This window comes from Metabacillus fastidiosus NBRC 101226, from assembly GCF_001591625.1.
Lineage (GTDB): Bacteria > Bacillota > Bacilli > Bacillales > Bacillaceae > Metabacillus > Metabacillus fastidiosus.
This window is the reverse complement of sequence record NZ_BCVG01000008.1, coordinates 65,661-80,696: the sequence shown is the minus strand read 5'-3', so window position 1 is coordinate 80,696 and position 15,036 is coordinate 65,661. Positions and strand designations below refer to the sequence as shown.

At 32.9% G+C, this 15,036-nt stretch carries 17 protein-coding genes; 12 read left to right on the top strand and 5 right to left on the bottom strand.

Features of this window, described 5'->3' with window-relative positions:
• Window positions 1-134 precede the first annotated feature (134 nt).
• From BFA01S_RS04015 to BFA01S_RS04000, 4 genes are all read left to right on the top strand, one after another.
• Window positions 135-656, top strand: coding sequence for an SMI1/KNR4 family protein (locus tag BFA01S_RS04015; RefSeq protein WP_066226081.1), 522 nt, complete (start codon window positions 135-137; stop codon window positions 654-656).
• A 225-nt stretch (window positions 657-881) separates the two neighbouring features.
• Window positions 882-1,352, top strand: coding sequence for a GNAT family N-acetyltransferase (locus BFA01S_RS04010; RefSeq protein WP_066226078.1), 471 nt, complete (start codon window positions 882-884; stop codon window positions 1,350-1,352).
• A 111-nt stretch (window positions 1,353-1,463) separates the two neighbouring features.
• On the top strand, window positions 1,464-1,697 hold the full coding sequence (locus BFA01S_RS04005; RefSeq protein WP_066226075.1) for a hypothetical protein: 234 nt from the start codon (window positions 1,464-1,466) through the stop codon (window positions 1,695-1,697).
• Window positions 1,698-2,038: 341 nt separating this feature from the next.
• On the top strand, window positions 2,039-3,340 hold the full coding sequence (locus tag BFA01S_RS04000; RefSeq protein ID WP_066226072.1) for an ammonium transporter: 1,302 nt from the start codon (window positions 2,039-2,041) through the stop codon (window positions 3,338-3,340).
• 759 nt (window positions 3,341-4,099) lie between these two features.
• On the opposite strand, the gene BFA01S_RS03990 is transcribed toward BFA01S_RS04000, so the two are convergent.
• Window positions 4,100-5,215, bottom strand: a complete 1,116-nt coding sequence (locus BFA01S_RS03990; protein ID WP_066226066.1) for a tyrosine-type recombinase/integrase — start codon at window positions 5,213-5,215, stop codon at window positions 4,100-4,102.
• Between the two features lie 976 nt (window positions 5,216-6,191).
• Here BFA01S_RS03990 and BFA01S_RS03985 point away from each other — a divergent pair.
• Complete coding sequence (locus BFA01S_RS03985; RefSeq protein WP_066226063.1) at window positions 6,192-6,680, top strand: HXXEE domain-containing protein; 489 nt, start codon at window positions 6,192-6,194, stop codon at window positions 6,678-6,680.
• Window positions 6,681-6,697: 17 nt separating this feature from the next.
• Here BFA01S_RS03985 and BFA01S_RS03980 read toward each other — a convergent pair whose 3' ends face one another.
• Together BFA01S_RS03980 and BFA01S_RS03975 are read right to left on the bottom strand one after the other, a co-directional pair.
• Complete coding sequence (locus BFA01S_RS03980) at window positions 6,698-7,792, bottom strand: sensor histidine kinase (protein WP_066226060.1); 1,095 nt, start codon at window positions 7,790-7,792, stop codon at window positions 6,698-6,700.
• Window positions 7,783-8,502 (bottom strand): response regulator transcription factor, encoded by a 720-nt coding sequence (locus BFA01S_RS03975; RefSeq protein WP_066226057.1) that lies wholly within the window; start codon window positions 8,500-8,502, stop codon window positions 7,783-7,785. Before BFA01S_RS03975 ends, BFA01S_RS03980 begins: the two co-directional genes overlap by 10 nt.
• A 118-nt stretch (window positions 8,503-8,620) precedes the next feature.
• On the opposite strand from BFA01S_RS03975, the gene BFA01S_RS03970 reads away from it, so the two are divergent.
• From BFA01S_RS03970 to BFA01S_RS22255, 6 genes are all read left to right on the top strand, one after another.
• Entirely contained in the window at window positions 8,621-9,544 is a 924-nt protein-coding gene (locus BFA01S_RS03970; protein WP_066226054.1) for an ABC transporter ATP-binding protein, read from the top strand.
• Complete coding sequence (locus BFA01S_RS03965) at window positions 9,537-10,241, top strand: ABC transporter permease (protein ID WP_066226052.1); 705 nt, start codon at window positions 9,537-9,539, stop codon at window positions 10,239-10,241. Before BFA01S_RS03970 ends, BFA01S_RS03965 begins: the two co-directional genes overlap by 8 nt.
• Window positions 10,242-10,264: 23 nt before the next feature.
• Window positions 10,265-11,134 carry a DUF4097 family beta strand repeat-containing protein gene (locus BFA01S_RS03960; RefSeq protein ID WP_066226049.1) on the top strand — a complete coding sequence of 290 codons (870 nt, stop codon included), beginning with the start codon at window positions 10,265-10,267 and terminating at the stop codon, window positions 11,132-11,134.
• Window positions 11,135-11,268: 134 nt separating this feature from the next.
• Window positions 11,269-11,442 (top strand): hypothetical protein, encoded by a 174-nt coding sequence (locus BFA01S_RS22260; protein ID WP_156483529.1) that lies wholly within the window; start codon window positions 11,269-11,271, stop codon window positions 11,440-11,442.
• Window positions 11,443-11,456: 14 nt separating this feature from the next.
• Window positions 11,457-11,975, top strand: coding sequence for a GNAT family N-acetyltransferase (locus BFA01S_RS03955; protein WP_066226046.1), 519 nt, complete (start codon window positions 11,457-11,459; stop codon window positions 11,973-11,975).
• 72 nt (window positions 11,976-12,047) lie between these two features.
• Complete coding sequence (locus tag BFA01S_RS22255; RefSeq protein ID WP_156483528.1) at window positions 12,048-12,185, top strand: hypothetical protein; 138 nt, start codon at window positions 12,048-12,050, stop codon at window positions 12,183-12,185.
• Window positions 12,186-12,238: 53 nt separating this feature from the next.
• Here the strand turns inward: BFA01S_RS22255 and BFA01S_RS03950 are convergent, their stop codons facing one another.
• Both BFA01S_RS03950 and BFA01S_RS03945 read right to left on the bottom strand, forming a co-directional pair.
• A complete protein-coding gene (locus tag BFA01S_RS03950; protein WP_066226043.1) occupies window positions 12,239-12,700 on the bottom strand; it encodes a nucleoside deaminase in 462 nt (153 codons plus the stop codon).
• 25 nt (window positions 12,701-12,725) lie between these two features.
• Window positions 12,726-14,009, bottom strand: a complete 1,284-nt coding sequence (locus tag BFA01S_RS03945; RefSeq protein WP_066226040.1) for a purine/pyrimidine permease — start codon at window positions 14,007-14,009, stop codon at window positions 12,726-12,728.
• 138 nt (window positions 14,010-14,147) lie between these two features.
• Between BFA01S_RS03945 and BFA01S_RS03940 the strand changes: the two genes are divergently transcribed.
• Complete coding sequence (locus BFA01S_RS03940; protein ID WP_066226038.1) at window positions 14,148-15,032, top strand: LysR family transcriptional regulator; 885 nt, start codon at window positions 14,148-14,150, stop codon at window positions 15,030-15,032.
• The last annotated feature ends 4 nt before the right edge of the window (window positions 15,033-15,036 follow it).

The following is a 15,036-nucleotide window of genomic DNA, read 5'->3' as shown; positions in this document are numbered from 1 at the left end:
GGGATGTTTCGAATGAAGTTTTAAATTAATAGATAAAAGGATCGATTAAAGATCCTTTTTACTATATAAAATGTGATTTATGTTAACTAGATGCTATTATTCGATACTTAAGGATATATGAATGAGGTGATAATTTGGAGTTTTATAAAGGTAAAGGTGAATTTTGGGATAAAGGTGAAAAACCTATATCGGATTTAGATATTAGAATTGCTGAGGAAAAGTTAGGTGTTAAACTTCCTCAATCATATATAGAATTATTAAAAGAGCATAATGGTGGTACTTTAAAATATCCAAAAATTTTCCTTGAAGAAAATGATAAGGAACGATTTACCATTCCAGAGATAGATGGAATTAACTTTCAAGGAGAACAAAATGGTGTAGGTATTCTTGCTTCTAAGTATTGGATTAATGAGGTTGGTTTACCTGAATCTATAATCATTCTATGGGGTGATTATCATAGTTGGATTGCTTTGAAATATGAGGGAAATATTAGAAATCCCTCAGTAGTTTACTTCTATGAGGATTACTTATCAGATAATGAAAAATGGAAACAAATAAGAATAGGAAATGATTTTGATGCTTTTTTAAGAAAACTATCTCGTGGTTATATTTTAGACCCTAAAAAATTAAAAACAAGTTACGGGAGAAAAAAGTGAATTAGTTTCATTCACTTAACAGGTAATTTAATCAGTAAATAGCTAAAAAGGATCTCTGATAGAAGATCCTTTTTAGCTATTTAAAATGTCAATTATGTTAACTAACCTTGTATAAGATAATCATAAGTCTTTTGTTCAACTGACTTTGTGGTAAGGTTGAAGATGAAAGTTATTAGATCTTTGTAAGATGTTACATACTTTAAATTGATTTAAGTGGGTGAAGTTATGAAAGTTAGATTAGAAAAAGCAGTAGATAATGACGCACAGTCTATTTTTGATATTCAAGTTAAAGCTTTTTTACCATTGTTAGATAAGTATAAAGACTATGAAACTAACCCAGCAAATGAAACAATTGAAAGAGTAATAAAAAGAATAAATAAAACCAATGGCGGTTTTTATAAAATATTAGTGGATAGCACTCTTGTAGGTGCTATATGCGTCTTTTGGAAAGAAAACACAAAGTTTTGGATAAGTCCAATGTTTATTTTGCCTGCTTATCAAGGTAAAAAGATAGCTCAAAAGGCTATAACTTTAATTGAAGAAATGTTTCCTCAAGCAACTACGTGGGAATTAGCTACACTATTAGAGGAAGAACGAAATTGTTATCTGTATGAAAAAATGGGCTGTAACAAAACAGAGATTAGCAAAAAATTAAATGATGATGCAACCCTTGTTTTTTATAAAAAGGTGCGCTGAGTCAATAAATAATGAAAAGGATTTTCCATCAAAAGATCCTTTTTTTGCTGCTAACAATGCGATTTATGTTAACTAAGTTGATTGTTATTAAATAGTTACAGAGGTGATTTTATGGGATTAAAAAAGTTAATCAACTTTCTTAATAAATTAGAGAACAATAATATATTTTACAAGCTAAATAAAGTTAGAAATGAAGCTATTATGGTTGAAGTAGCAGTTCCAGGACAACGTTGGGAAATTGAATTTATGGAGAATGGTACAGTAGAGATTGAAAAGTTCATTAGTGATGGAAACTATTATGGTACTGATGAGATAGATTTTTTATTGGAAAATTTCAGTGATTAGATTAAAAAGCAGTTAAGAAGGGCCGTCATTTGAAAATCTTCTTAACTACTTAAAATGGACTTTATATGAAACAGGAAGAGTATGTTTTGATTGATATTAGATCAAAACATACTCTTTTTTAATGAGACTGAACCTTTCTTTTATATAAATATCTTATTTTCAAACAAGATTTCAGATCATCTAACATAATAAAAAACAAGATGGTTAAGCATTTATAAATATTATTCTTCTCAAAATGAGATTAATTCGATCTAATACATATATTATTTAGATTGATCAATCCGACATATGATGAAAACAGGAGACAAAGAAAAATAATGAATATAAAGGAGAGAAGATCAATGAACACAATATTTTTGATGAATAGCTTATGGGTTATGTTAAGTACAATTTTAGTTATCTTTATGATGGGGGGGTTTATTTTACTTGAGGCTGGATCGACACGTATGAAAAATGCCGGTCATATTGCTGGTAAGACAATTTTTACGTTTGGGCTTGCTTCCTTAGCATTTTGGGCAGTTGGTTTTGGATTTATTTTCGGGGATCATGCAAATTTTCTAATTGGTCTTTCACATTTCTTTTATTCGGGATATGAAATAGAAGGGATGAATCTTTCAACCTCTATATTTTTCCTCTTTCAGCTTGCGTTTGCCGGAATTTCAATTACAATCGCACTGGGTGGATTTGCTGAACGTGCTAAATTATCTGTTTACTTAGTTTTCACAGCTCTATTTTCTGCACTTGTTTATCCTGTAGTGGCGCATTGGATTTGGGGTGGCGGCTGGTTAGCGGAGCATGGTAAACAAGATTTCGCCGGTTCAACCGTTGTACATCTAACAGGTGCTATGGCAGCATTTGCCGCGACACTTATTTTAAAACCACGTATCGGAAAATACAATAGAGACGGTTCCACAAATAATATTTATGGGCATAATCAAGTTTATACGGCATTAGGTGTATTAATTTTATGGATCGGATGGTTTGGATTTAATGCAGGCAGTACTTTATCAGTTGACAAAGGTTTCTTCGGCTTTGTAGCTATTAACACAAATTTAGCTGCAGCAGCCGGTACCGTAGCAGCACTTATTATTTCTTGGCTCGTTTTAGGAAAATCTGATGTATCAACGATGCTAAATGGTGCTTTAGCAGGACTTGTTGCCATAACTGCATCTTGTGCATTCGTTGACACATGGGCGGCCGTTGTTATTGGATTTATAGCTGGAATACTCGTCTTTTACAGTGCAAGATTTTTTGAAAAGAAAAAAATCGATGATCCAATATTCGCTTTATCTGTTCATGGGACAGCCGGAATATGGGGAACATTATCAACAGGATTTTTTGCAACACCGGAGCTTGCGACAGTAGGTAAACCAGGACTATTTTACGGAGGAGGCTTCGAACAGTTAGGTGTACAATTGACGGGAGTAGTAGTATCTAGTGTTTATGCATTTACTGTATCCTTTATCATTTTAATAATAATTAAAAAAGGTTTAAATGGCTTACGTGTAAGTGCGGAAGAAGAGGCAGCAGGCTTAGATATAAGTGAGCATGGAAGCTATGGTTATCCGGAAGTGTTTTATAAAGATAAAGTGACTAACATAAAAGAAAAAAAGGTTTCTTTTTTCTCGGAACAAAAAGGGTAAGAGACTGTGATAACGAATAAAGATTGATTAAAATCCTGTATTAATGCAGGATTTTTTTGATTACATCCATATTAACTAACTATGGAAAGCTTCTTCATTTTAGGCTCTGTTAAAGAATAATGTTGATATTGGATGCCTGTCGGAAATCTTGCTATAATAAAAAAGAACAAACATTCGAGTTTATTAAGATTAAGTCAGGTTCAGCGGTATAGTCATTCTAAAGTGAAAAATAAATACTGAAGAGGTGATATAATGCGAATACTTAAACTAATAGTAATGAATGTATTTCCTGTGATAGTCATTCATTCTTTACTCCTTTCCTTACAATATACAAGTTATAATGATTTAGCTTTTGTTACTCAATTTTTATTTTCACTAATTACGCCATTCATATTACTTGGAATAAATTATTGGATTGCATCAAGAAAAACTAATTCCTATTTTATACCCAATTTTTTTCTTATTCTTATTTCTAGTGTATTAGGGGTTGTTCTAAGTTCTTATGAAGGTCTTCGAAGTCCTGATTATGAATCTTATGCAATTGCTATGTTGATTTTAAAATTCAACATCATTGTGAGTATTACTGGAAGTGTTATATGTTCTATCATTTTATTAGTGAAAAATCGAAAGAAACATTCATCTGTTTAATCACCTATTACATAGAATATTGAATAGTTCCTTGTTCAACCTGTTCATTATTAAAATTCCTCCGTATAATTAGATATTCAAAATAATTATACGGAGTTTTAATTTCTAACATCATCTAAATAGATTAACCTTACTTAAATGAACATACGCATTATCCTGATTTATACGTTCCAAGTACATATTCGTCGTCGAAATATCCGAGTGGCCTGCCCAGTCTTTTACGACTGCGAGCGGGACATCACTTTCAAGCAGCATCGTCACAAATGTGTGACGGAACCAGTGAGGAGAGACTTTTGAATGCTTTCCAGCTAAATTCACTGCTTCTTTTACAATTTTATAAAGAGCAGGGTAGGATAATCGTTTTTTATGTTCGTAATCTTGCTTATTATATAAAGCGAAAAATAGTGGAGTAGTATCTGCCGGATCTATTTCAACAGACTCTCCAATACTTCGTCTATAATCTAATAATAATTTCTCTGTTTCCTCTTTTACTGGAATCGTCCGCGGTTTATTTCCTTTTCCGATAACATCAGCAAAAAGATAACCTTGACGATTGTAGCGGAAACTTCCCCAGTTCAAACTTAATAGTTCACTCGCGCGAAGACCTGTCGTATAAAGGAGGTAGCCGATAAGTAAATTCCGCTTTTCCAATTGTTCACGATTCCGGTTTGCTTTCACAATTTTCGGAAAGAAGGAGATGACATATTCGGCATCTCTTTGATTTAATTCCCGTACTTGAACACGAGTTTGTGCATTTTCTTGACGAGTTTCTTCTATTATATAGTGCCCTTTTTTTGATACAGGTTTAGAGATCCAAGTGGAGAGATGCGCTTTATAAAATTTCGTTTCATATCCGAAGTCTAATAATCTTCTAAAAAACTCCAATTTCCTTATTGCAGATTTAGCAGCATATTTTTCCTTTATATATTTATTATAAGCTTTCACTTCTGGAAAACCGATATCCCGAAGTGAGAGGGAATGCTCTAATAAAAAAGTCAGCAATGTTTTTGCATCAGAACGATACGCCTTAATTGTATGAGGGGAGAGTTGCTTATCTGCTGTAAAGATTTTCTCCAGAAAAAACCATTCTAAAAATTCTTTCTCGGTGCTGTTCTCCAATGATAAATTTCTATGTTCATCAAGTAAGTGTCGATCTTCTAATTTATTTTGCAGCTGTGTTAAATATTGTTCACTCGTTAACTCATGTAAGACCATTAAGTTATCCATCTAAAATCTCCTATATTAATTGATAATAATTTTATTATGTAAAGTAAAGATAAGGCATAATTATCTTTACTTATAGTATATCATAGAATATTTAATAAATTTCACTAAAAATTGAGTTTTTTACAGTGTCGGAGATTGACATTCTGACGCATTTATTTTTCTTTTCTAATACCATTGGTCATTCATTTTGCTAGAGAGGCTCTCAGCGACACAAGAAAATAATGAATAAAAAAGGAGATTTATAGAAGAGAAAGGAGGAGAAGATTGCTAGAATATTCTAATTAGAATAAGAAGTTGATAAGAAATGTATCCAGATCAAAAGGGAAATCCACAAACGGATGAAGGTTTATAATATTGGGGATTTAAAAGCTTATCTTTAAAATGAGAAATGTTTGTGGATTTGATTAGAAGCATGAATAGAAAGAAGAAACAATTCCTTTATTTTTTTCGGTGAATTGGCTGGTTTTGTAATTCGATCATATGACGCTTAGTCCATATTTTTGTGAATTCATTTACAGCGTGTGTAAGTTTCTTCATTTATATTTCCTCCATTTCATATTTGTTATCTTTATTATCATGTATAATTGCTTTTTAAACAACGTCACTGAAAACGGCAACATGTTAAATGAAAACGAAAACAAGAAGCATGAAAACGAATATCATACTAAGTTTTCATAGAAATTCTCAAATTTTCTCTGTTTTTCATTCATTTCCAATTTTAAAATGATCGGATGTTTCCGATTTTTTAAAGATTCGGCTTATCCGGACAAATTCGCACTAATTTTCCATGTATTAACATTTTAAATATAGATCAAAAGGAGAAAAATCACGGGTTTATACTTTATTATAAATATAATATTTCCGAAATGATCATCAACAATATGGATAAATTCCAATTTTACTCAATTAACTTATTATACAATAGAGGTGGAAGAGATTATTTAATAAAAGAATAGTTTTAGAGGAGGGATAATCATTGGAGTATTTTGTATTATTCTTTTGTTTTGCTATTACATTACATAATATTGAGGAAACAATTTGGCTGCCTGAATGGTCAAAAGGAGCTTCAAAATTTCACAAAGCAGTTAAATCGAATGAGTTTTATTTTGCCATCATTGTTATAACTTCTTTAGCTTATTTATCCTCTTTTTATTATTTAATTTTTCCACAGTCCGATATTGTGAAATGGGTTTTTACCGGATTTTTAGGTTCTATGATTTTTAATGCCATTTTCCCGCACCTCTTGTTAACAATTATTATGAGGAAATACGCTCTAGGACTTGCGACGGGCATATTACTAAATATCCCAATCAACTCTTTTATTATTCAATATATGCTCGCAAATGATATGTTTTCAATAAAAGAATTAATCATTTCTACAGTGGTTGTCGGTGCTGTTTTGTTATCATTTATTCCGGTTCTCTTTAAGATCGGAGACAGGATTTCTCCTATCTCTAAGCTTTAAATGCAGAAGAGGACATTTTATTGTAAATGTCCCTTTTTCGGTAATATTATTTCAAATGATGTTCCTTTAGAAAGTTCACTCTTAACGGAGATTGTGCCATTATGAGCATGAACAAGTTTATAAACAATCGCCATTCCAAGCCCGGTTCCATCTGAAGAAACATCAGTCGTCGTTCCACGGTAATATTGTTGAAAGAGATTTTCCACTATATGAGCAGGCATGCCAACACCATTATCTATAATATGAATAATAGCATTTTCATTACTTTCAGCAATTTTTAAGTACACATCAGTATTTTCAGGATTATGTACAATACAATTCATGAGAATGTTTTGTAAAATACGCTCCATGAATTTCTTATCAAATTCTATAGGAATAACAGGTATGTCTGTTTCGAAATACAATTTGTAATTGCTTGCCTGCGGATTATTACTAATATTAGCAACAACTCTTTTTGCAAATTCCACTAAATCCTGACTCGTCTTATGCAGAGGTAAAGCACCTCCGTGTAATACGAGGCTTAAATCTTGAATTAATTCCTCCATATGCTTCCCTTTATGATCGATTTCCTGTAAGAAAGAACGAGTTTCTTCTTTTGACCATTCATATTGATCATTTAATAAAAGGGTAGAGTAGCCAGTTATATATGTTAAAGGTGTCTTTAAATCATGTGAAATACCAGCGATCCATTCTTGTTTCGCATTCTCTATTCTTTCTCTTTCTATCTCAGAAGCTTGCAATTTTACAGCTAATGACTGAAGATGCTGGAGTACTTCTTTATATAAAAGGTAGCGGAAGTGAAGTTTTCCTTTTCGATTATAAATTTTTTGCAAACTTACAGGAGGTTCATAGTTTTCTTGTGAAAGCTGATGAATCCAAATCATTATAAATCCGATTGGACCACCAAAATACCATCCAAACAAGCCAATACAAATAATTGTGATAATAATAGAAATCCATAATACAAGCAGACCTTCATCATCTGTACTGACAATAATATTTAGAAAAGGAAGAATGCCTTCAACAATAAAAAGAATACTAAAACCAGTTGCAAACATCCAAAACACAAGTCCCAATGCTAAATGGACAGTAAACCGGGTTTTTATTCGCATATAAACTCCTCATTCGGAGGGATAAATTTATAACCGATTCCCCTTAAATTAATGATGATTTTTGATTTCCTCGTATCATCACCAAGTTTCTTCCTTAGCTTGGATATATGAATCGTCACTGTTTTTTCTTCTCCAAACACATCATTTCCCCATACTAATTCGTAGATTTGAGCCTTTGTGAAAATACGATTCGGGTTTTTACAAAAGAAATGAAGCAGTTCCAGTTCTTTTGCTGTACATTCTACTAGCTGATTTTTCACTGTTAATATGGCCGATTCCATGTTGAGCATAAAGTAGCCGTAATTATATAAATTATTTTTCTGCTTAGGACTCTCGTACATTTTCTGACGGCGGAGGATCACTTTTATCCGTGCCACGACTTCTAAAATATTAAAAGGTTTTGTAATATAATCATCGCCGCCTATTCCGAGTCCCGTTAATTTATCAAAGTCTGTAGAACGGGCACTAATAAAAATAATCGGTGTATTCGTGTTTTTTCGTATTTCTGTACATAGTTCAAATCCGCTTATATCTGGAAGCATAATATCAAGCAAAATAATATCGTATTCTTTTTCCTGCACGAGACGGAGCGCATCTTTCCCAGTTGATGCGGTGTCTATATTTACAAAATTCTCTTTTCTTAACGTAATTTCTAATAGTTTCAAAAGACCAATTTCATCATCTATTATTAATATTTTTGCAGATTCCACTTCGATTTTCCCTCATTTTATTTTCTCTATATAAACATTTTCCTTTGAGTTTACTTTCCTTTTACTTTCATTCGTTACACTTAGTTTAACACATCAATGCAAAACAGGGAGGAAAACAATGGAACCAATTATTCAAATTAATGAGTTAAATAAGGAATTTAAAGGAAAGAAAATAGTTTCTAATGTTAATATGACAGTGAATAAGAGAGAGATTTACGGATTTTTAGGACCGAATGGAGCTGGAAAAACAACGATTATGAAAATGATTTTAAATTTAGTAAAGCCAACTTCCGGTGAAATCCTTGTATTAAATGAGATCATTTCCCCGACGTCTTATCAATACTTAAAGAAAGTAGGAAGTATTATTGAATATCCTGTCTTTTATGACAGACTGACAGCAAAGGAAAATCTGAATCTCCACTGCCAATATATCGGATTCCCTCATAAAGGATTAATAGAAGAAGCTTTAGAAATCGTTGGTCTGAAAGAGGTGGAAGATAAAAAGATTCATGAATTTTCTTTAGGAATGAAGCAGCGGTTAGGGATTGCACGGGCAATTGTAACAAGACCTGAGATTCTTATTCTCGATGAACCTATTAATGGACTTGACCCAATCGGTATTAAGGATATGCGAAAACTTTTTTTACTTTTAAAAGAGAAGTATGAAATGACGATCTTAATTTCAAGCCATATCGTTTCAGAAATTGAATCTGTCGCAGATACGATCGGTATTATTAACGATGGGAAACTATTAAAAGAAGTGCGGATGGAGGAAATTAGAAAAGAGAATACCGAATATATTGAAATTGATATAGATCATATAGGAAACGCTGTACGAGTATTAAAAGATCAATTAGCAGTGAAAAAATATGAAATAGAAAATGATCATATTATCCGGATTTTTGATCAGAATATTTCCCAGTCTCAAATAAATAAAGAGCTGATTATAAATGAAGTGACAGTAAATAGAATAGAGAAAAAACAGCATAATTTAGAAGAGTATTTCGTTAATCTTATTAATGGAGGCAGCAGACATGAATAAACTGATGACATTAGAATGGCAAAAAAACCGCTTATCCAGTTACTTTAAAGGGGTAGTAATTTGTATCATATCCATTTTCGCTGCTGTTACTCTTATGGCTTTAGAGTCAAAAGGAGAAAGTGAACCACTCTTCTCAGATTATGAGGGGTTCATGTCTTTAACGAATATTTTTATTAGGATTGTATTTATCATTTTTTCGAGTGCCATTTTATCTCGTTTAGTTATTGAAGAATATAGAAATAAAACAATTCAATTATTGTTTACATATCCGGTCCAAAGAAAGAAAATCATTCAGTCCAAGCTTTTCATCGTCTTCTGTTTTTGTTTTTTCAGTATTATTATTGCTACGTTTATTATTAGCCTATTAACTTTTTTCTTAAATCCGATAATAGGGATTTTTGAAGCCGATGTCAGTATTTCTGAAATCATCGCTACAGTTCCAGCTATTTTGACTAATGCATTTATGATGGCAGGAGTCAGCTTGATTCCTTTATATTTTGGAATGAGGAAAAAATCAACAGCGGCTACGATTACGTCATCGGTTGTTATCGGTTTTTTAATTAACGCAACCGTTTCAGATGGAAATAGTTCTGTCAGTCTGTTTCAGTTTATTGGAGTACCGATCATATTATGTCTATCTGGTCTTGGGATTGCTTATCTTTCTTATCATAAGATTGACAAAGCGGACGTAGCTTAAAAAATATGAAATGAGGAATTAAAATGAAAAAAAGGATAGTAAATTCGATTCTATTAATTGCTGTCAGCGGATTGCTTTCAGGATGTCAGCAAACGGGAGAAAAGAATTTTAAAGAAGAAACTTCTTTTGAAGCGGGCGGTATCGAAGAAATAGAAATAAACAGCGAATCATGGGATATTGAACTGCAAAATACAGAATCTGAAAACATCATCATTGCAGTTGACGGAAAACAAAAAGACAAGAATAACGATCCTGTAATAATTAATAATGAAGGGAAGAAGGTGACCGTTAAACAGCAAGATGAAAAAGGGATCAGTGGTGGATTCAGTTTTGGAAAAGAAGGGACTATTTCTATATCTATTCCGAAAAAGAAATTAGCTCAGATTACACTGAATAATACATATGGAGATATAAAAGTCATGAATACAGCGGCTGAAAATATTATCGTTTCGAACGATTCAGGTGCTGGGAAAATAGAAGGACTTTCAGCGGAGAAAGGCAATTTTATTTCAAAAGATGGGGAATGGAGCCTTGAAAACAGTTCAGTCAAGGAATTAACTGTAACTTCTGCTGCTGGTGATAATTATATTACAAATGTACTCAGTTCCAAAGGAACAATCACTTCAACAGATGGTGAAATAGTAATGAAAGATACAATAGAAGGAGAGTCATTACGTACTGAAACAAAATCAGGAGATATTACTATTTCTTATAAAGAAACTCCGACTTCTTTAAAAGTAACGGCTAATAGTAATTCATTTGATATAACAGTTGATTTAAATAACTTTAAGAAAACAGTAAATGCAAAAAATTCAATAGAAGGGACTGTCGATGAAGGGTTAAATAAATTGGATGTAGTAAGTAAAAATGGTGTTATAAATATAATGAAATAATTTGTTTTTATTAAATATAAGAAAATAAATGTAATATCCTCCTTTCTATAAATCTAGTTAATTTTAACACTGCTAGATTTCCTCATTGACGATACAAATAAAGTGATGGATAATTATAAAAAGGAGGGATTGCTATGGTAACTCTAATAAAAAATAAACATCTTAAATTAAACAAAGAAGATAATAAAAAAATACTAGAAGAATTACAATTAGACAACAGTTCCAATATCAATCCAGATTACAAGGCGTTCTTAAATGATTGTATCAAAGTAGCTGCTAATGCAAATAAAATTAAAAGAGTATTCTGAGGTGCTATATTGGAATGGATTTTAATAAAATAGATTTTTTATCCTTGGACAAAACTTACCAGTTAGTTCAAGGATTTTCTTGTGGAAATGATTGGATAAATGATTATTTAAAACAACCAAGTAACGCTATTTTCGATCATAGATTAGGGATATCATCTACTACAACATTAGTATATGAAAATGAAATCGTTGCTTTTTTTACCGCTAATTGTTCCCATTTAGAAATACCTATGGAAGAAGCGAGAGAAATCGGATTGAAAGATGATTTATTCATTCCAGCTGTAGAAGTGAAGTACTTAGGAGTGAAAGAAAAGTATCAAACAAATGGTATTGGTACATATTTATTGCAATTCATAATTGGGAAGGTTCTCGAAATTACACCTGTTTTCGCTTGCCGTTATATCTTTTTATGGGCAGTTGAAGATAAAATTGAATACTATGAAAAGAGATACTTTCAATTAACAGGGAAAGAAGAAAATGGACTCTACCTGATGAAGTTTCTTATTCCTACTTATGAATGGGAAGAAGAATAATAGATTTATAGTATAAAAACCGCTTAATTGGATATACATATAATAATACTTTTTAAGCCGGTGGTGTAGAAAATGAGATTAGGCAGAAAGAAGATTATCGGTGCTGACATTAAGGAAATATTTAAAGAAATGAAGACAGATAACTATTCTGAAGCTAAGAAAAAGTTTATGAAAGAAGCTAAGTCGATCGCAAAAAAGCGTTCAAGATAATAGTCATTAAAAAGAATTCTCCCAATTGTTAGAAACAGTTGGGAGAATTCTTTTTAATTATTTATTTCCTTCCAAAGAGTAAAAGGATTATTACCTTCACTGTCTTTGTCTAATTTTTTCAGTTTAATATCTCTTTCTTCCTTAGGAAGTGCTAGTTGCTTATAGACGTATGTTGTTCCTAATCCAGCTTCTTCTTCCTCTTCTGCAGTAAATGCGTAGTAAACATTTTTGAAATTCGCCCAGTAAATAGCTCCTAAACACATCGGGCAAGGTTCTCCGCTTGCATAAAGTTCACAATCAGAAAGGTCAGATGTGCCAAGGGTGCGGCAAGCTTTACGGATCGCTTCTAATTCCGCATGTGCTGTCGGATCATGTGTTTCAAGAACATCATTTACTCCTTTTGCAATGATTTCCCCGTTTCTTACTATTACTGCTCCAAACGGCTTGCCTTTTTTATTTTTTGTATTATCATAAGCTAATTCAATAGCCATTTGCATGAATTCTTGGTGGCTCATTATGAAACACTCCTTGATTTTTTCATTATTTTTTCCATAACTGTTCAAGTAAGATGACAATCATAGTACCGACAAGAAGACCGTTGCTGCATATATATTGGGCAATAGAAGGAAGTCCCTCGAATGTACTGCCAGGAAGAAACATTAATCCGAGCCCAATTAATAATGTAATTCCAAGTATCGTTAATCGGCGCTGATCAAGTTCTTCTTTCATAATAGACTGAAAGGAAATTCCAATCATTTGAACGAATGATGCGAGCAGTGCAGCACTGGCAACAGACCCTGGAAGTAAAGCTAAAAAATTAACGATGGCAGGAATGAGTGCTATTGCTGATAAAGCTAAGCTTGCGATAAGAAAAGGCTTTATTCTTTTTTGTCCTGTTAACTGGATAAAACCTGCTGATACAGGGAGTGGAACGATTCCAACTGTAGAAAAAATAGCTGCGATAAAGTGAGAAATACCGCCGCCTGTGATACCACGGTTAATCGTTTGTTTCTCTTCTCTGTCAGCTTCCGGCACTGCTTGTCTAACAGCTGTAACTGCTGCAACCGTATTGGAGACGAGAAGAAACAGAAATAGAATTGCTGTCATCGTCATTCCTACATTCAGTTGCGGAGGTCCCCAAGCGAAAACTTCCGGCAATTTAACGAAGGAATCAGAATGTGAAAGTACAGGAGCTTTTTTACCTAATAGGAAATATAATAGCCATCCAGATAAAATCCCAATTAATACGGCATAACTTTTGATCCAGCCTTTTCCTTTGATTGATAATAGGATTACAAGTATAAAGACAATGAATGAAACTGCTACTACTCCGTAATCCAAACTAGCTGCTCCTTCTTTTATTCCCAGCATTCCCTCTAAGAAAACACCGCTAAGCTGAAGAGCAAGCATTAGAAGGAAGGAGCCTGTCACTAATGGAGTAAAAAGAAATAACAGTTTGTTAACTAAACCTGTTAGACCGAGAATGAGAAGCAGAGTCCCGGCAACAATTAATCCTCCTTCTAAAAGCTGCAGTGTTTCTCTTGTATCTTGCCCTTGCTGAATAGTTAAACCTGCTAAAATGACAAATACGCTAACCCATGATCCTGCAGGTCCGTCAGCAATCGGGTATCTGTGCCCAATCCAGCCTTGAATAAAAGAGCTGATACCGACGACAAAAAATGTCCGCTGCATCAGCTCGGAAATCTCATCGATGGACAAATGAAATACATTGCCAATTACAATCGGAAATGCGATGGAGCTTGCCAATAGAAAAATGAACCATTGCGATGTACTTAAACTGCTGTAAAAAATTTGTTTCTTCATCTTTATTTCACCTTTAAAATAATCTATTTTAGATGCTTTACATCTATAAAAGTATGATATCTTAAGAATTAGTATATGAAAAATATTAAAAAAATTAATTTTACTTAGTTTTTCCATATATATAAGGAGGTTTTGTATATGGATATAAGACAGCTGCGATATTTTATAGCAATTGTAGAAGAAAGGAAAATTTCAGCTGCAGCCAGAAGGCTTCATATGTCTCAGCCTCCATTAAGCCAGCAGCTGAAAGCAATGGAGGAAGAGCTTGGTACTGTATTAGTAGAAAGAAGCGGAAAGTTTTTAGAATTAACAGAAGCAGGGAAGTCTTTATATAAATACGCTTTGCAGATGGTAAAGCTAATGGAAGAAGCTAAAATGGAAATTAAGGAAGTTGGAAATGGAGTAAATGGAAGACTCAGTATAGGCATTAACACATTCTCAGAAGCTAATCTTTCAGAAGTACTCCAGCAATTTCATAAAGAGTACCCTAAGATTACATATAAAATTCAGCAAAATGAATCAGCTCATTTATGTAAATTAGTAAAAGACCGTGTAGTAGAGCTTGCGATTATAAGATTGCCACTTGAACTGAGTGACTTTTCAGTTATTCATCTTAAAACAGAGGCTTTTTATTTTATAACTTCCGATATGCCGAAGCGACCTTCAGATAAGGAAGTCTCCTTGGCGCATATTAAGAACTATCCACTTATTTTACCGAGTACAGAAGGATTAGGAGTGCATTATATGATTTTGGAGGCTTTTTCAAGATCACAAATAGAGCCATATATTCTTGCAGAGTGCTCTGATATCTCTCTTTTATTCGATTTAGTCGCATCTGGCTTTGGAGCGTCTATTATTCCAGAAGGTGTACTTCAGCAATATAACAATGATCAAATAAAAGCCTTCAAAATTTCAGTTGCAAAGTTATCCTCATCGACGGGGCTAATATGGCTGAAAAATCATTATCTGTCCAATGCTGCCCAGAACTTTATTACCTTATTAACAAACAGCGAAAAGACATAACATA